We start from the raw sequence: 16539 nt of genomic DNA on the forward strand, positions 1-16539 counted from the left end.
TCCGGCGCTCGAACAGGGACGTTTGCGTCCGAGGTCCTCACTCGGTCGCGAACGCGATCTCCCGGCGCATTTCCGGGATCCGTGCCCATGGCTCGGTGCCCCGCACGAGACCGGCCAGGATTTCGCCGCCCCTGGCCGCTCGCACCGACTGAACCCGGTCCCAGGCCGAGATGAAGGCATCGACGCAATCGGGGTCGAAATGGCGGCCGCGCTCGCCCTCGATGCAGCGCCGGGCCTCCTCGAAGCTCATCGCGTCCTTGTAAGGACGCGCGGTGGTCAGGGCGTCGAACACGTCCGCGACGGCGACGATCCGCGCCGAAAGCGGGATCTCCGCCCCGCATAATCCGTGCGGATAACCAGTGCCGTCCCACCGTTCGTGATGAGCTTCGGCGATCTCCGCCGCCAGCTGGATCAGGTCGGAACCGCTTCCATCGAGGATCCGCTTGCCGACCACGGGATGGTTCTTGATGACGGCGAACTCCGCTTCATCGAGCCGCCCCTTCTTCAGCAGGATGCCATCGGGCACCGCCACTTTGCCGACATCGTGCAACGGCGCGGCGAGATAGAGCCGCCAGGAATAATCGGGATCGAGGCCGAGCGTCTCCGCCATGATCTGGCTGTAGCGCGCCACGCGCCACGTGTGATCGCCCGTGTCGTTGTCGCGATACTCGACGGCCAGAGCGAGCCGGAAGATCACCTCTGCCTCGCGCTCCCGGAGCTGCCGCATGGCGCGTTCGAGTTCGCCCGCGATGCTCGACGCCTCGTCGTCCAGGCGCCGCACCGCCCGCGCCAGCATGATCAAGTTGCGCAGACGGACGGTGAGCTCGATCCTGTCGGCGAACTTGTCGAGGAAATCGGTGGCGCCCGCTTCGAGCGCGGCGAGGCGCAGCGACACCTCGGCCTCGCCCGTGATCATCGCGATCGGAACCTGCGCGTAATGCGGGATGGCTCGGAGCGCCCGAATGAACGCCACGCCATCCATCTGCGGCATGTTCTGATCGACCAGCACGAGATCGAAGGCGTGCGTGCGTGCCTCGAGGAGAGCCTGGACCGGATCGCGGTTCGTGACGACATCCGCCGCGTACTCGTTGACGAGTAATCTTTGTAGATACATCAGCATCGTTGAGCTGTCGTCTACGATCAGGACGTCCATTTAACCAGTTTCCGACTTTCAAATAGATGGCATCGGTTTCTGCCGTGCCTTGCTTTTCGAGAGGGGTCGGGCGGTGAAGCCGTGGGTGAGGCGGCCTCAGGACGTCGTTGCGCCCAATCCTCTCGCAGATGTGGTCGAATACGGTTGCGGGCCTGATCCTCTCGCTCGCGACCGAATCGGTGTGCCGACTATTTTGCTTAAATCATCTCGATCGTCTTAAGCCGCGCGCATCGTGTTGAAGAAGCGGGCGACTTCCGTGTCGAGATGTTCGCCCCCGTCGCCGATGATGCGTGCCGGGCAGGGCCTGATGTCGGGCAAAAGACCCGGCGGGGTTCGAGCACTGGTTTCGGCAGGTATGGCCGATGTCAGGGCATCGTTAACGCTTGGCGACTAGGCTAGCGGGTCAGTTTCCCGAAACGGGATGACGGCTCCGCCGAGCGGAGATCCTGCATCGCCGCCTCCGTAGGGCCAGACCATGCCGTCGCTCAGGATCGCCGCCGCCACGCTCGGTCTCCTGATGTCCGCGCCCTCTTTCGCGGGCGAGCAGGGACCGCTTCCGCTGCCGCAGGCGGTTCCTGCCCCGAGCCTCTTCGCCGGCCATTTCCAACTCGCCGCGCCGGACGGCGCGACGGTCGATTCCGATGACCTCGCTGGCCATCCTTACGGGGTCTTCTTCGGCTTCACGCAGTGTCCCGACGTCTGCCCGACCACGTTGTCGAACCTGTCCACGGCGCTGGCACGCCTGCCCAAGGCAAGCGTCAGGGTCTACTTCGTCTCGGTCGATCCCGAACGGGATACGCCCTCCGTCCTCGCCCAATACATGTCGAACTTCGATCCGCGCATCGTCGCTCTCACAGGCGCGCGGAAGGCCGTCGAGGAGGCGGTGGCGAGCTTCGGCGCGGTCGCGCGGCGCACGGACCTGCCCTCCGGTGGCTACGCCTACAGCCACACCGCCGCGATCATGCTCGTCAATGGCGATGGCCTGATCGTGGATCGGATGATGGCGGAGGACGGACCCGACGCAATGGCGGCCCGGCTCGCCGCGTTGCAGCGGGCAACCGCGCCGTCGCGATGAGTCCCGGCCCAGATCATGACCGGGCGGCGGGCTTCTCGCTAATCGAGATGCTGGTCGTCCTGGCGATCGTGGCGCTCGCCGCGGGGCTCGGCATTCCGTCGATCCGCAACATCGTGCCCTCGCAACGGCTGACCAGCACGGCGGAGCGGGTCGCGAGCGAGATCGCGCTGCTGCGAACGGAGGCGCAGCGTACGGGCCACGTCACCCGGCTCGTCTTCGACGGAGAGACGAACCGCTTCGTCAGTTCCCGGCCCGGCGCGCCCGCCCTGGCGATGGCGGGCTGGTCCGTTCAGTTCGAGGTCGGCCCGGCGAGACGTGTGCAACCCGGCGAGCTTCGGTTCCTGCCGGATGGCGGCTGCACGGGCGCACGGATCACTTTGTCGGGGCGCGGCGGCACCCGCATCCTCACCGTCAGCCGGGCGACGGGGTTCGTTAGGCAGGCGGAGGCGATGCCGTGAGCGGCCCCGTGCGTGGGTGCAAGGCGCCCGGTTCAGGGGAGGGGAGGACGGCTTCACCCTGGTCGAAGTGCTCGTCGCCTTCGCCATCGTCGCCCTGGCGGCGATCTTCGTGCTGAGGATCAGTGGCGAGATCGCCGTGCGCGGCCAGCGCGTCATGACGGTCGATACCCTGATCGACGAGGCGGAGGGCATCGTGCAATTGCGGGTCGCGGCGGGGACGCTGCGGCCGGGCATCGAGCAGGGACGCTTCTCCAACGGAACGGTCTGGACGCTCGAAGCCGCCGATATCGGCCCCCTGCTCGGCTGGCAGAACCTGCCGCCGCTCTGGCGCGTGCGGCTGCACGAGGGAGGCCCGGACGGGCGACTGCTCTACGGCACCCTGCTGGCGGAGGGGCTCGGTGGCTGAGTCCGACGAAGCGGGTTTCACGCTGGTCGAGATGATCGTCTCGCTCGCCGTGACAGCCCTGATCGCGCTGCTCCTGATCCAGTCCCTCCAGGCGACGGGCCTCATCACCCGCAATGCCAAGCGGCTCGCCGCGCAGGAAGAGGTGCAACTCGTGCGGGGGCATCTGCGCAGGACTCTGGCCAGCGTCGTCCGCCGTCGCCAAGACGGGAGCCGCATCCCGTTCCTCGGCCAGGACGGCCAGTTGATGGCCATCGTCGGCGCGAACCGCGAGGCGGAGCGCGATACCGAATTGCAGTTCGGCCTGTCGACGGTGGTGACGCCGGATGGGAGCGGGCTCGTCCTGATCGAGAACACCCGCGCGTCGAACGGCGCGGAAGTGGCTCCGCCCGATGTGCTCCTCGACGGCGTGGCGGGGCTGCGCCTGCGCTATTTCGGGCTCCGGGTCAGGGCGGGCAGGCTGATTGGCAGCCGCGCTGGGTCGAGACCTGGCAGCGAAAGGACAAGCTTCCGGCCCTCGTCGAGGTCACGGTCGTGTTCCCGGCCTCCGATCCGAGGCGATGGCCCGCCCTGATCCTCCCGCTTGGAGCGGGGTCGTGACGCGCGATTCCTCCCCTGAGGCTGGCTTCGTCCTGCCGTCGGTGGTCGCCATCCTCGTGGTCATCGCCGCCGCCGCCGCCCTGGCGACGCAGCAACTGCAGACGCAAACAAAGATCGCGACGGCGCGCCTCGACCAGTTGCGGCTTCAGGGACTGGTGGATGGCGCCACACGGTTCGTGGCGATGTCGCTGATCAACGAGCGGGCCCGGCGCTTGCCCGGCCTGGCGCTTCCCGAGAATGGCCGCGTGGTCACGTGCCCGCTGCCCGGCGGCGTCACGCTCTCCCTCTCCGTTCAGGATCAGGGGGGCTCATCGACTTGAACACCTCGCCGCGACCGCTTCTCGAAGAGGCCTTCCGTGCCCTGGGCCTGTCCGATTCCGATGCCCCGATCATCGCGGCCGAGATCGTCGATGATCGCGATCCAGACGACACGCCGGAGCCGGGCGGGGGCGCGGAGGCACCGCAATACCGGGCGCGCGGCCTCTCCTACGGGCCGCGCAACGCGCCTTTCGGCTCGATCGACGAACTCGACCGGCTCCCGTCGATGACGCCGCGCCTCGCGGCGGCCCTGCGCCCTGCGGTGACGGTGTGGAACGCGAGCGGCGGCCTCGATCCTGCGCTGAATCCCCTGTTGTCGGCCGGGGGCGGCACGAAGTCCGACGGCCTGCGGGCCTATACGAGGCCGTCCCTGCGGCAGTTCTACGAGGTTCTGGTCGTGGCTCAGACAGCGACCGGAAGCCGGTCGGGTCGCGATGCGGTCCTGTCGGTCGATGGGCGCAGCACCGGCTTCGGCCTCCTCGCGTGGAAGACCATGGCCTCGGTGCCGCTCGTGGGAACGGCGCATCCCGCCTGCGAACGGTTGAGGATGGCGCTCGGCGGATAGCCTGCCGCGAACCGTCAGGGGCAGTCCGTCCCGGCCTTCCAGTCGAACGTCGTGCGCTGCTCCCGCGCGTTGGCGGCGCAGGACGCTTGCGGCACGCGGTTCATGCAGGTCTTCTGCTGGTTGCCCCGCGACGTGATCGTGCAGGCGCCCGTCACGTCGGTCTGTCCGGTGCTTCCCGGACTGGCGGTCTGCGTGCCTTGAGCCTGGGCCGCCATGCTCCCCGGAAGTCCGAGGAACAGGGTGAGCGCGACGGCAACGAGTCTCGTTTGCATGGTATCCGTCCTCTTTGGCTGGCACGGGCCGGAGAGGCGTCCTCCGGCCCGCGATTCCTAGCGAATCCGCACGATCTTCGCGACGCTCGGCACGCCGTTCCCGTCGAGGGCAAAGAGCATCCAGTTGCCGGGGGTCACGATGCCAGGATCGGAGGGCAGCGCGAGGTTGTACTTCGTTCCGCTCGAGCCGGAGATCGTGAGCGGCACCCGGCGCTGATCATTGTCCACGGTGTGCGTGGTGCTGCCTACCCGCACGAGCGAGAAGCTCTGGATCGCGCGGTCGGTGCTGGCGGTGATCGTGCTCCCAAGGGAGGCGGTCGTGGGGGCCGAGGTGATGGCCGGACGGCTCGCGAGCTGCCCGTTCGCATCATAGAGGTAAGGCGGGGTCAGGATCTGCAGGTTCGGATGGTCCGCCGCGCAGTTGCAGAGGCCGCCACCCGCCGACAGCACCCGCCCGTCCGTGAGCAGAAGCGCGACGCTGTGATAGGTCCGCGGCACGCTGATCGGAGCGAGCCGCACCACCGTGTTCTTCGAAGGCGACCACAGTTCCGGGTAGTAGACGGGGGTGGAATCCGTGAACGGGATCGGCACGTTCTGGCCGCCGACGAGGATGACGTCGCCGTTCGGCAGCACCACGCTGTTGTGGAAGGCCCGGGCGAAGGCGAGCGACGGGGCAGACGCGACCTTCGGAGTCGCGCCGGGGCCGCCGCTGATGTCGATCGTGTAGGTCGCTCCGTTGGCGGGCTGGTTCTGGTATTGCGACGCGCCACCGGCCTTGAAGATCCGGTTCACGTCGAACATCGTCGCGGTGCCGTTGATCGAGAACGTGTCGTCGGCCCGGTTGCCCGCGCTTACGAAGGAGCCGTTACCGCCGGTACCGATCCAGTGCATCTCGTGGCTTGGACCGGCATGGAACACGTAGCCGTTCGAGACCCCGAACATCCAGAAGTGGTTGTCGGCCCGGTACATATCGACGTTCGGCTCGGCTCCGGCATCGCCAGAGACGTTCGACAGGACGCGCCATGCGCCCGACGAGGCGGACCAGACCTCGGCGTTCTTGCCGCCGATATTACCCGACCACGAACCGCCATAGGTCATGGTCTCGCCGGTCGAGAGCGTGACGTTAGAATTGTAGCCGCGCGGGATCTTGAGGGTCGGACCTGAGGTCCACTGGTTCGTATCGGGATTGTAGATCGAGGTTCCGCCCGCGGTGATGCCGCCGGTGATCATCAGCCGTCCGTCCGGAAGCAGGTTGGTGCCGGGGCAGAACATGTCGTGGTTGGTGTTGGCGACATAGGTGTCGTTGGACGCACCCGAGGCCGGATCGAAGGTGGTGATCCACGTGCCGTTGCCGGACCCGAAGGAGGTCTTCGACTCGGCGGCCCACATCATCACCTTGCCCGAGGGCATCACGGTCGCCGAAACGGGAACGATGCCGATCGTCGTGAGCGGCGTCCAGGCCGAGGGCGGGGCGGGCGGGACGAGCGAGAAGACCGCATTGTCCTGGAGCGTGCAATCGTACTGGATCACAGCTGCATTGGGGTCGCGCGAGCCATTGTTGACGTTGAGACAGCGGCCCGAATGGACGGCAACGACCTCGTAGAAGCCGTTGGTCTTGCGGAAGGTCCAGAGGCCGCCGGTGCCCGCGCCGCAGGTCTGCTGCGAGGTGGCGGCTCCGTTATTCGTGGCGCCGCCGGTCACAGTGAGGCAGAGGCCGGATTTGGCGTTGCGGATCTGGTATCCGGACCCGGCGGGCACGAAGGACCAGTCCATGTGGGTGGCGTTCGGCTCGCAGGGCCACTGGTCGATGCCGACGCCCGCCGCCATCTGGGCGCTCGGGTTTTCGACGCACATCGCAGAGTGGCGGGCGACGATCAGGCCCGTGGAAGCGGGGGGTACATCGCCGGGAGGCAGGCTGCCGCCCGCCGTCGATCCGCTTCCCGATCCCGACCCGGTTTCTCCCCGCTCGTCGCGCCACCGCTGGTGCCGCCGGTGCCGGAGCCGGAGCCGGTGCCCGATCCCGCCGTAGCCGTGCCGCCGATGAAGGTCTGGTTGGCGCCGCCGTGGCAGCCCCATTGGATCAGCTTCGCCCCGCTGGCCGTGCTCCCGCCGAATACATCGAGGCACAGGCCGGAATAGGCAGTGACGAGCGCGTAGCCGGCTCCCTGCGCCTTGGCGGACCACGTCTGCTGAGTGCTGCTGTTGCAGGCCCATTGAAGGACCGATCCACCGGCGGTGTTCGACATCTGCGAGTCGATGCACAGACCATTCGCTTGGTTGACGAGGTTGAAGCCGGTGTTGAACGCCTTCACCTGCCAAGTCTGCGCGGGGCTGCCGTTACAGGTCTCCTGATCGAGCTGCGTTCCATTCGCGGTGCTGCCGTTCGGCACGGTCAGGCAGAGGCCGGAATGCGAGGCCTTGATCGGGCCCGAGCCTGTCCGGTTCGGGAAATCGACGCCGCTCACGTTCGAGCCCGACGAGGACGCCACGGGAACGAAGGTCTGGTTGGCGGCACCCGAGCAGCCCCACTGGATCGCCTTCGTGCCGCTGGCGGTGCCGCCGCCGAAGATGTCGAGGCATTGTCCGGAATAGGCCGTGATGAGGCCGTAGCCGGCCCCCTGCGCCTTGGCGGACCACGTCTGCTGGGCGCTGCTGTTGCAGGTCCACTGGATGACCGCTCCGCCGGCCGTGTTCGACATCTGCGAGTCGATGCACTGGCCGCTCGCTTGATTGACGAGGTTGAAGCCATTGTTGAACGCCTTCACCTGCCAGGTCTGTGCGGGACTGCCGTCACAGGGCTCCTGATCGAGCTGCGTTCCGTTCGCCGTGCTGCCGTTCGGCACCGTGAGGCAGAGACCGGAATGCGAAGCCTTGATCGGTCCCGACCCCGTTTTGTTCGTGAAATCGACGTCGGCGAAGGCCGGTGTCGTCACGATCCATCCGGCAACGAGTGCGACGAGCGGGACGAGGGCCGAGGGGCTTCGGGAAGAATGGCGGAGGGTCATGTCGCAGCAGTGCTCGTGGAGCTTTATCGGCCGCGAAAATCGCCACGAAATCTCTAAATTCGCCTTAAAAAGCTATAGTTTACAGTCGATATCCAGTGATTTACCCCTTATTCATCACGAAAATCGTGATGTTTTATGGGTGATGTCTTGCTTGGCTTGGCCAAGTAATGCCCTGTCTAGGACGGGCGGAGGGTCAATAAGGCGCAACTTACGACTTCCGGTTGAGGCGACGCCGCAAGGACATCGCCTTGAAGGATCAAATGACGCCCGCGCTCAGGCGATCGACATGCGCAGGGGCGGTTCGACCTCCGGGGGAAGCGGCGAGACGTAGCCGTCCGCCCCTCCGCGACGGATGAGATCCTGCCTTGCAGCCTCTCGGAGGTCCGGATCGGTCAGGGCCAGGGTGCCGGTGGCGGCCATCGCCTTGGCAACTTGCACCATCGCCTTGTGGGCCGCCGGGCTCTTGCCCTGGGCCACCACCTGCCACGTGTGGAACGGCGTGCCGATGGCCACGGTCGGCGCATGCGCCTGCACCGTAGGCACCACCCAGCTCACGTCGCCGACATCGGTCGAGCCGACCGCGGGCTTGCGCGGGGCATCGAGGGGCACGATGAAATCGGCGAGCGGCGCCTCGGTGCGCGGCAGACCAACGGCGCGGAACACGGCGTCGATATCGCCATCGCCGAGCGTTCCCCGGATCGCGCGGGCGAAGTCGCGGTCGGCCTCGTCGAAATGCGGTGGGCCCAGCTCCTCCATCACTCCGTGGAGCGCCTGTTCCAGGGGCGTATTCCCGAGGATGTTCGAGACCGCGCTGACGATCCGCATCTCGACGCTGGTCTCGGTCATCAGAGCGGCGCCCTCGGCGATCTTCCGCACGCGCTCCACCAGCGCGAGCATGCCGGGCAGGTCGCCCGCACGGATGGAGTAGCGCACCCTGGCCCCTGCCTGGACGACGTTCGGGGCGATGCCGCCCGCATCGAGATAGGCGTAATGCACCCGCGCGTCGGACGGGATGTGCTCGCGCATGTAGTTCACGCCGACGCTCATCAGCTCGACGGCATCGAGCGCCGAGCGGCCGAGATGCGGCGCCGCCGCCGCATGGGCGGTGCGCCCGGTGAAGGTGAAGTCGGCACGGGTGTTGGCGAGCGCGACGGGAGGCGCGACCTCCCAGAAGCTCGCCGGATGCCAGGAAATGGCGATGTCGGCATCGGAGAAGGCGCCCGCCCGCACCATGAAGGCCTTGGCGGCGCCGCCTTCTTCGGCGGGGCAACCGTAATAGCGCACGCGGCCCGGTGTGCCGGTCTCGGCAAGCCAGTCCTTCACCGCCGTGGCGGCGAGGAGCGCCGCCGATCCGAGGAGGTTGTGGCCGCAGCCATGCCCATGTCCTCCCGCCTCGACGGGGCGGTGCTCGGCCACGCCCGCCTCCTGCGAGAGGCCGGGCAGCGCATCGTACTCGCCCAGGAAGGCGATGACCGGGCCGCCTTCACCCGCCTCGCCCATGAGGGCGGTGGGGATTCCTGCAACCTGCTCGGTGATCCGGAAGCCCTGGTGCCGCAGTTCGGCGGCGTGCTCGGCGCAGGAGCGCGCTTCGGTGTAGCAGACCTCGGGCGTACCCCAGACGCGGTCGGACAGGGCGATCAGCCGGTCCGCCTGCGCGTCGACATGCCGCCACACGGCGTTGCGGTTGTCCATTCGATCCTCACTGGCGCCAAGTCGACGGGGGGAAAATACATGCTTGAGTGGAAGCGTCACTGGCGCAACCCTTGCCAAGAGCATGGCCGGGATGATGCTGTGCGCACGGCGCCGTGATCTGGGAACAGGCTGATCTTCATGGACGAGCGGGATCTGCACCACCTCATCGGACGGGTTCGGTCCGGTGACCTCTCGCGGCGCGCCTTCGTGCGCCGGATGGTGGCCGTGGGCCTCAGCGCACCGATGGCGGGGCTCATGCTCGCCGGGAGCGGCGTGGCCATGGCGAGCGACATCCGCTCTGGCTACAAGCCGGCCAAGGCGGGCGGGGGTGGGGCCCTGAAGCTACTCTGGTGGCAGGCGCCGACGCTCATCAACCCGCATTTCGCCATCGGCACCAAGGACCAGGACGCCTCGCGGATCTTCTACGAGCCGCTCGCCGCCTGGGATCCGGAGGGCAACCTCGTGCCGGTGCTCGCCGCCGAAATCCCTTCGAAGGAGAATGGCGGGATCGCGCCGGACGGACGCTCGGTGGTCTGGAAGGTCAAGCCGGGCGTGACGTGGCACGACGGCAAGCCGCTCACCGCCGACGATCTCGTCTTCACCTGGGACTATGCCCGCGATCCCGCCACGGCGGCGGTGACGAGCGGATCCTACAAGGACTGCAAGGTCGAGAAGATCGACGACCTCAGCGTGCGCGTCCTGTTCGACAAGCCCACGCCCTATTGGTGCGATGCCTTCGTCGGCATCGTCGGCATGGTGCTGCCGAAGCATCTCTTCGGCCCCTACAGTGGTGCCAAGTCCCGCGAGGCGCCGCAGAACCTCGCCCCCGTCGGCACCGGGCCCTACCGGTTCGTGGAGTTCCGGCCCGGCGACATCGTCCGCGGCGAGCGCAACCCGAACTACCACCTGCCCAACCGGCCCTATTTCGATACGATCGAGATGAAGGGCGGGGGCGATGCGGTCTCGGCCGCCCGCGCCGTGCTCCAGACCGGCGAATACGATTACGCCTGGAACATGCTCATCGAGGACGAGGTGCTGAAGCGCCTGGAAGCCGGCGGCAAGGGACGGGTGGACGTCGTTTACGGCGGCAAGCTGGAATTCCTGCTGCTCAACGCCACTGACCCGAATGTCGAGGTCGATGGCGAGCGGTCGTCCATCACCACCAAGCACCCGGCCTTCTCGGACCCGAAGGTGTGCCAGGCGATGAACCTGCTCATCGATCGCAAGTCGATCGAGCAATACATCTATGGCCGCACGGGCAAGGCGACCGCCAACACGGTCAACGGCCCGGAGCGGTTCGTCTCGAAGGATACGCGCTTCGCCTTCGATCCGGCACGCGCCAACGCACTCCTCGACGAGGCGGGTTGGAAGAAGGGCTCGGACGGCATCCGGGCCAAGGACGGCAAGCGGCTGAAGCTGGTCTTCCAGACCTCGATCAACGCACCGCGCCAGAAGACACAGGCGATCATCAAGCAAGCCGCCGCCAAGGCCGGCATCGAGATGGAGTTGAAGTCGGTCACCGGCTCGGTCTTCTTCTCGTCGGATCCCGCCAATCCCGATACCTGCACCCATTTCTACGCCGATATGGAGATGTACGCCTACAGCATGACGCAGGCGGACCCGGCGATCTGGCTGCTCATGTATGCATCCTGGGAGGTGGCGACCAAGGCCAACAAGTGGCAGGGCCGCAACGTCGTGCGATGGCGCAACGCCGCCTATGACGAAGCCTACAACGCCGCTCAGAGCGAACTGGACCCGGTGAAGCGCGCCGCGCTCCTGATCAAGTGCAACGATCTCGCCGTCTCGGAGAACGTCCTGCCGCTGATCCACCGGGCCGAGGTCTCGGCGGTGGGCGCGAGCCTGTCGGCCCCGCGCAGCGGCTGGGACAACGACCTGTCCTTCCTGCCCGAATGGAGCCGGACGACCTGAGCGGGGGCGGCGCGCCATGGGCGCCTACATCCTGCGCAGGCTGCTGATCGCGATCCCGAGCCTGCTCGGCATCAGCCTGATCCTGTTCGTCGTCCTGGCGCTCGCACCCGGCGACCCGTTCGGCGAACTCGCGGCGAACCCCAACGTGCCGCCCGAGGTGCGGGCAGCCCTGCGCGTGAAGTTCGGCCTCGATGATCCGATCATGACGCGCTACCTGCGCTGGCTCATGGCGATGCTCCAGGGCGACTGGGGCTTCTCCTTCGCGAGCCGCGTGAACGTCGACCAGTTGATCCTACAACGGCTGCCGACGACGCTGTTCGTTGTCGGCTCGTCTCAGGTTCTGGCCCTGCTGGTCGCGATTCCGGTGGGTCTCTACGCGGCGCGGCGGCCCTATTCGCTGGCCGATCAGGTCGCCAACACGCTGGCCTTCATCGGGTTCTCCCTCCCGACCTTCTTCACCGGCCTGCTGTTCATCCTGTTGTTCTCGATCAAGCTCGGCTGGCTGCCCTTCGTCTATCAGGCCGACCTGCCCGGCAGCGGGTTCGCCTGGGCCTGGGCGAACATCCGGCAGGCGATCATGCCGGTGGCGGTGCTCGGCTTCTTCCAGGCCGCCTCGTACACGCGCTACGTCCGCGCCTCAGCCCTCGACGTCGCCCGGCTCGACTACGTGACCACGGCCCGTGCCAAGGGCCTGACCGAGGGTACGGTGACCCGCCGCCACATCGCGCGCAATGCGTTGATCCCCGTGGTCACGCTCGTCGCCCTCCAGATCCCGGCGGTGTTCGGCGGCGCCATCGTCACCGAACAGATCTTCCGCATCCCCGGCATCGGCTCCCTGCTGATCGACGCGATGCTCGCCAACGACACGCCGGTGGTGATGGCCGTGACCTTCGTGTTCGCGGGCCTCGTCATCCTGTTCAACCTTGTCGCGGACCTGCTCTATGGCTGGCTCGACCCTCGCATCGCCCTCCGCTGAGGCGATCACCCGCGCTCCGGCCTCGCCCGGCCGTGAGACGTGGCGGCGGTTCCGGCGGCACCGGCTGGCGCTCGCGAGCGTCGGCGTGCTCGCCGTGCTGGTGGGCGGCGTGCTGCTCGGCGGCCTGCTGTGGCCGGTGGCGATCGATGACATCGATTTCGCGGCACAGCTTCAGGGCCCGTCCTGGGATCATCCGTTCGGCACGGACGATCTCGGCCAGGACCTGCTGGCCCGGATGATCTATGGCGGGCGCATCTCCCTCGCGGTGGGCTTCGCCGCCATGGCGGTGGCGAGCGTGATCGGCGTCGTGGTGGGTGCGCTCGCGGGCATGTCCCGGCGCTTCCTCGATCCGGCCTTGATGTGGCTGACCGACCTGTTCCTCTCGCTACCGCAACTGCCGCTGCTGCTCCTCGTGATCTACCTGTTCCGCGACAGCCTGAAGGCGGTCTTCGGATCGCAGGGAGGCGTGTTCCTGATGATCGTCGCGGTGATCGGCGGTTTGCGCTGGATGCCCGTCGCGCGGCTGGTGCGGGCGCAATTCCTGACGCTCCGCGAGAAGGAGTTCGTGGAGGCGGCCCGCTCGCAGGGCGCCACCAACGGGCACCTCGTGCGGCGCCACATCCTGCCGAACGCGCTCGGGCCGGTGATTGTGGCAGCCTCCATCGAGGTGTCCTCTGCGATCATCGCGGAATCGACCCTCTCCTTTCTCGGGCTCGGCTTTCCGCCGGACATCCCCACCTGGGGGCGGCTGCTGTTCGACGCCAAGGACCACTTGGACGTCGCCCCGCATTGGGCGCTGTTCCCCGGCGGGGCGATCTTCCTCACCGTGCTGTCGATCAACTTCATCGGCGATGGGTTGCGCGATGCGCTCGACCCGCGCCGGGTGCTCTAGGAGGCGGCCCCGTGACGGATCCGATCCTCTCGGTCGCCGACCTCACCGTGTCCTTCCGCTCGGATGGGCGGTGGCGCGAGGTGGTGCACGGCGTCTCCTTCGACATCGGCCCCCGGGAGACCGTGGCGTTGGTGGGCGAATCCGGCTCGGGCAAGAGCGTCAGCGCCCTGTCGGTCCTGCGCCTCCTGCCGCGCGACGCGAGCCGTATCGGCGGCAGCGTGCGCTTTCAGGGACAGGATCTGCTCACGGCCTCAGAGGCCGAGATGCGACGGGTGCGCGGCGATTCCATCGCCATGATCTTCCAGGAGCCGATGACCTCCCTGAATCCGGTCCTGACGATCGGATTCCAGATCTCGGAGGCGCTGATCCGGCACAGGGGCCTGTCGCGCTCTGCCGCCGAGGCTGAGGCTCTGCGCCTTCTCGACAAGGTCCGGATCCCGGCGGCCCGCTCGCGCCTGCACGAATACCCGCACCGCTTCTCCGGCGGCATGCGTCAGCGGGTGATGATCGCGATGGCGCTGGCCTGCCGCCCGAAGCTCCTCATCGCCGACGAGCCGACCACGGCGCTCGACGTGACGATTCAGGCGCAGATCCTCGACCTCATCAAGAGCCTGCAGGACGACGAGGGCATGTCGGTCCTGTTCATCACCCACGACATGGGCGTGGTGGCCGAGATCGCCGACCGCACGGTGGTGATGTATCGCGGCAAGGCGGTGGAGACCGGGCCGACGGCGCGGATCTTCTCCGATCCCGCCGAGCCCTACACCCGCGCGCTGCTCGCCTCCGTGCCCCGGCTCGGTGCCATGGCGGGACGGTCCCGGCCCATGCGCTTCCCCGTCATCGACCGGGCGACCGGCGCGGCGGAGCCCACGCCCGAGGCCCCCGACACGGTGCAGGCGATCGAGCGCCCGGTGCTGGAGGTGCGTGACCTGACCACCCGGTTCGACATCCGCTCCGGCCTGTTCAGCCGGGTGACCGGCCGGGTCCATGCGGCAGAACGGGTCTCGTTCAGCCTCGCGGCGGGTGAGACCCTGGCGTTGGTGGGAGAATCCGGTTGTGGGAAATCCACCACCGGCCGTTCCATTCTGCGGCTCGTCGAGCCCCTGTCCGGCTCCGTCTTGCTCGATGGCGAGGACATCACCGGCCTCGACGCCGCGACGCTTCGCAGCCGCCGCCAGCGGATGCAGATGATCTTTCAGGACCCGTTCGCCAGCCTCGATCCACGCATGAGCGTTGGCGCGGCGATCGCCGAGCCGCTCCTCATCAACCGTCTCGCCTCGCGGCAGGAAGCCCGGCAGCGGGCGGATACTCTGCTGTCCCGCGTGGGGCTGTCGCCCGACATGGCCGGGCGCTTCCCTCACGAATTCTCAGGCGGCCAGCGCCAGCGCATCTGCATCGCCCGCGCCCTCGCTTTGAGGCCCCGGCTGATCGTCGCCGACGAGGCGGTCTCGGCGCTAGACGTTTCGGTGAAGGCACAGGTGGTGAACCTGATGCTCGACCTTCAGGCCGAGATGGGGCTGGCCTACCTATTCATCTCGCACGACATGGCGGTGGTAGAGCGGGTGAGCCACCGGGTCGCCGTGATGTATCTCGGCGAAATCGTGGAGATCGGCCCGCGCGCTGCCGTGTTCGGCAACCCGCAGCATCCCTACACGAAGAAGCTCCTGGCCGCCGTGCCGATCCCCGATCCGGCCCGCCGCCGGGCGCGGCACGCCCTTCCGGACGACGAGATCCGCAGTCCGATCCGTTCGCCCGACTACGAACCTCCGGCACGGCTCTACCGGGAGGTCTCACCCGGCCACAGCGTTCAGGAGTGGGGCGAGGAATGGGCGGACGCCGTGGCGCCCGTCCAGGCGGCGTGAACGGAGCCCGTCGCCGTGTCGGGCTTCGACGGGCCGATGAAGATCACCACCGGGCCGTGGGCGTCGCGCCGTGGATCGTAGAAGTCGAGCAGGCCCGGATGGACCCGTTGGATGAAGGCCGGAGACCGCCCATTCCGGCGGAACCAATGGTCGATGACGACCTGATCGCCGTGGACCGCGTTGGGTACGGGGCCGCAGGATCCCGGTGACATCCACCGCTCGGGTTCGGCCGCGAACTCCTCGTAGAGCGGGGCGAGTTCATCCCCGTGCCAGCGGAGCAGGGCGCTCGATAGCCGCCCCGCGTGAAAGTAATCCTCCATTGCAGCGAGGCCGGGCTCGGCCAGAGCATTGGCTGGCCCGGTCAGGACTGTGTCGAGGTCGCAGAGCAGCGTCGGTCCGTCCGTCAAACCAGGGCGGAACGCCTCCATTTTGGCCCACCATGCGGGCCAGTCGTGCCGGAGAGGGGCCCGTTCCACCCCGGCCACCGCGAGCGGCAGGTCCGTGAGGCAGAGGATCCGCTCGAAGGCTGGTGCGTGGCGTCGGACACCCAGTGCGAGGCGTTCGACCCATGTGGCGTCGTAGCGCCCGCCGCCCTTCAGGACCGTGACCAGCGTGGACATGATGGCTCAACCTTGAAGGGGGTGCAGGTGGAGGCGTCCCGCTGCCTCGGCGGCCGAGAACCACGCGCGCTCGGCTTTCCAGGGATGGCCGGGCCAGCCCTCGAACCCGAACCCGTAAACCTCCGCCGCTGGTCCCTGGGCTCCCCGCCCCTGAAGCAACGCGAGGGTCACGAGGAAGCCGGTGCTGGGATTGGGTTCGTGCGACGTCCCCTCCGCGAGGAGGCCGCGCGCCTGATCGTGCAACGCCTCCGGCAGGATGTGGATCGGGCGGCCCAACGGGCGCAGGCGCGCCAGGATCTCGCGCGTCCAGCAGATCGGCTCCGGCACGTTGTGCTCGGCCGGAAGCATCGGGAAGGGCAGGATGAAGGCGCCCGCCGCGCGGATCACCGGTCGCATCAGAAAATGCCGGTCCTCCAGCCATTCCCGCATCTGCCCGCCGCGATTGACGAGAGCGAGATGCGTGACGCGTCGGCCCGTTCCGGCGCCGAAGCCCGGCGCGTTGTTGAAGCGCACGACGCAGGCCGCCGCATCGATCGCGGGCCCTACATCACCGATGCCGGGGGCGTTGCCGACGATGGCGAGCGATGCGCTGGTGACCAGATCAGGCCCGCTGGGGCAAGAGGAATCGGTGTCGGATGGCATTCAGGTCCGCGAGCGCGTCGAGCAGCCGAAGTAAGGCCGGGGCCCGGAACGACCAGAGCACACGCGAACCTGATCGG

Annotated in this window: 17 protein-coding genes; 10 read left to right on the forward strand and 7 right to left on the reverse strand. The window is 67.8% G+C overall.

All coding sequences use genetic code 11. The annotated features are described in order from the left end of the window. Positions 1–37: 37 nt before the first annotated feature. Positions 38–1153 carry an HD-GYP domain-containing protein gene (locus ACFQE0_RS10880; protein WP_378969436.1) on the reverse strand — a complete coding sequence of 372 codons (1116 nt, stop codon included), beginning with the start codon at positions 1151–1153 and terminating at the stop codon, positions 38–40. Between the two features lie 475 nt (positions 1154–1628). Here ACFQE0_RS10880 and ACFQE0_RS10885 point away from each other — a divergent pair, with 475 nt between their 5' ends. The 6 genes from ACFQE0_RS10885 to ACFQE0_RS10910 are packed head-to-tail and all read left to right on the forward strand — an operon-like array spanning position 1629 to position 4572. Further along, entirely contained in the window at positions 1629–2228 is a 600-nt protein-coding gene (locus ACFQE0_RS10885) for an SCO family protein (RefSeq protein WP_378969438.1), read from the forward strand. Further along, positions 2225–2686: a Tfp pilus assembly protein FimT/FimU gene (locus ACFQE0_RS10890; protein WP_378969440.1), complete on the forward strand. Its 462-nt coding sequence runs from the start codon at positions 2225–2227 to the stop codon at positions 2684–2686. The genes ACFQE0_RS10885 and ACFQE0_RS10890 overlap by 4 nt, the downstream gene beginning before the upstream one ends. Positions 2687–2702: 16 nt before the next feature. After that, positions 2703–3092: a type II secretion system protein gene (locus tag ACFQE0_RS10895; protein ID WP_378969442.1), complete on the forward strand. Its 390-nt coding sequence runs from the start codon at positions 2703–2705 to the stop codon at positions 3090–3092. Further along, positions 3085–3663 (forward strand): PulJ/GspJ family protein, encoded by a 579-nt coding sequence (locus ACFQE0_RS10900; protein WP_378969445.1) that lies wholly within the window; start codon positions 3085–3087, stop codon positions 3661–3663. The genes ACFQE0_RS10895 and ACFQE0_RS10900 overlap by 8 nt, the downstream gene beginning before the upstream one ends. Before the next feature lie 22 nt (positions 3664–3685). Next, positions 3686–4009, forward strand: coding sequence for a hypothetical protein (locus tag ACFQE0_RS10905; protein ID WP_378969447.1), 324 nt, complete (start codon positions 3686–3688; stop codon positions 4007–4009). Continuing rightward, entirely contained in the window at positions 4006–4572 is a 567-nt protein-coding gene (locus ACFQE0_RS10910) for a hypothetical protein (RefSeq protein WP_378969449.1), read from the forward strand. The genes ACFQE0_RS10905 and ACFQE0_RS10910 overlap by 4 nt, the downstream gene beginning before the upstream one ends. 14 nt (positions 4573–4586) lie before the next feature. On the opposite strand, the gene ACFQE0_RS10915 is transcribed toward ACFQE0_RS10910, so the two are convergent. The 4 genes from ACFQE0_RS10915 to ACFQE0_RS10930 form a co-directional block, all read right to left on the reverse strand. Then, positions 4587–4844 carry a hypothetical protein gene (locus tag ACFQE0_RS10915; RefSeq protein ID WP_378969451.1) on the reverse strand — a complete coding sequence of 86 codons (258 nt, stop codon included), beginning with the start codon at positions 4842–4844 and terminating at the stop codon, positions 4587–4589. A 57-nt stretch (positions 4845–4901) separates the two neighbouring features. After that, the gene (locus ACFQE0_RS10920; protein ID WP_378975418.1) at positions 4902–6758 is read right to left on the reverse strand and encodes a galactose oxidase-like domain-containing protein; all 1857 of its coding nucleotides are present in this window, start codon (positions 6756–6758) and stop codon (positions 4902–4904) included. Beyond that, positions 6719–7849: an RICIN domain-containing protein gene (locus ACFQE0_RS10925; RefSeq protein ID WP_378969453.1), complete on the reverse strand. Its 1131-nt coding sequence runs from the start codon at positions 7847–7849 to the stop codon at positions 6719–6721. The genes ACFQE0_RS10920 and ACFQE0_RS10925 overlap by 40 nt, the downstream gene beginning before the upstream one ends. 273 nt (positions 7850–8122) lie before the next feature. After that, the gene (locus ACFQE0_RS10930; protein WP_378969455.1) at positions 8123–9541 is read right to left on the reverse strand and encodes a M20 family metallopeptidase; all 1419 of its coding nucleotides are present in this window, start codon (positions 9539–9541) and stop codon (positions 8123–8125) included. Positions 9542–9679: 138 nt separating this feature from the next. On the opposite strand from ACFQE0_RS10930, the gene ACFQE0_RS10935 reads away from it, so the two are divergent. From ACFQE0_RS10935 to ACFQE0_RS10950, 4 genes are read left to right on the forward strand one after another with little or no spacing between them, the layout of a single operon-like run. After that, positions 9680–11470 carry a peptide ABC transporter substrate-binding protein gene (locus ACFQE0_RS10935; RefSeq protein ID WP_378969457.1) on the forward strand — a complete coding sequence of 597 codons (1791 nt, stop codon included), beginning with the start codon at positions 9680–9682 and terminating at the stop codon, positions 11468–11470. A gap of 16 nt (positions 11471–11486) precedes the next feature. Further along, a complete protein-coding gene (locus tag ACFQE0_RS10940; RefSeq protein WP_378969459.1) occupies positions 11487–12446 on the forward strand; it encodes an ABC transporter permease in 960 nt (319 codons plus the stop codon). Beyond that, positions 12412–13338 carry an ABC transporter permease gene (locus ACFQE0_RS10945; RefSeq protein WP_378969462.1) on the forward strand — a complete coding sequence of 309 codons (927 nt, stop codon included), beginning with the start codon at positions 12412–12414 and terminating at the stop codon, positions 13336–13338. Before ACFQE0_RS10940 ends, ACFQE0_RS10945 begins: the two co-directional genes overlap by 35 nt. An 11-nt stretch (positions 13339–13349) precedes the next feature. After that, positions 13350–15200 (forward strand): ABC transporter ATP-binding protein, encoded by a 1851-nt coding sequence (locus tag ACFQE0_RS10950; protein WP_378969464.1) that lies wholly within the window; start codon positions 13350–13352, stop codon positions 15198–15200. On the opposite strand, the gene ACFQE0_RS10955 is transcribed toward ACFQE0_RS10950, so the two are convergent. Beyond that, positions 15146–15820, reverse strand: coding sequence for a hypothetical protein (locus ACFQE0_RS10955; RefSeq protein ID WP_378969466.1), 675 nt, complete (start codon positions 15818–15820; stop codon positions 15146–15148). The genes ACFQE0_RS10950 and ACFQE0_RS10955 overlap by 55 nt on opposite strands. Before the next feature lie 6 nt (positions 15821–15826). Continuing rightward, positions 15827–16462: a hypothetical protein gene (locus tag ACFQE0_RS10960; RefSeq protein ID WP_378969469.1), complete on the reverse strand. Its 636-nt coding sequence runs from the start codon at positions 16460–16462 to the stop codon at positions 15827–15829. Positions 16463–16539 lie beyond the last annotated feature (77 nt).

The organism is Methylobacterium komagatae (assembly GCF_042661665.1).
Classification (GTDB): Bacteria; Pseudomonadota; Alphaproteobacteria; order Rhizobiales; family Beijerinckiaceae; genus Methylobacterium; species Methylobacterium komagatae.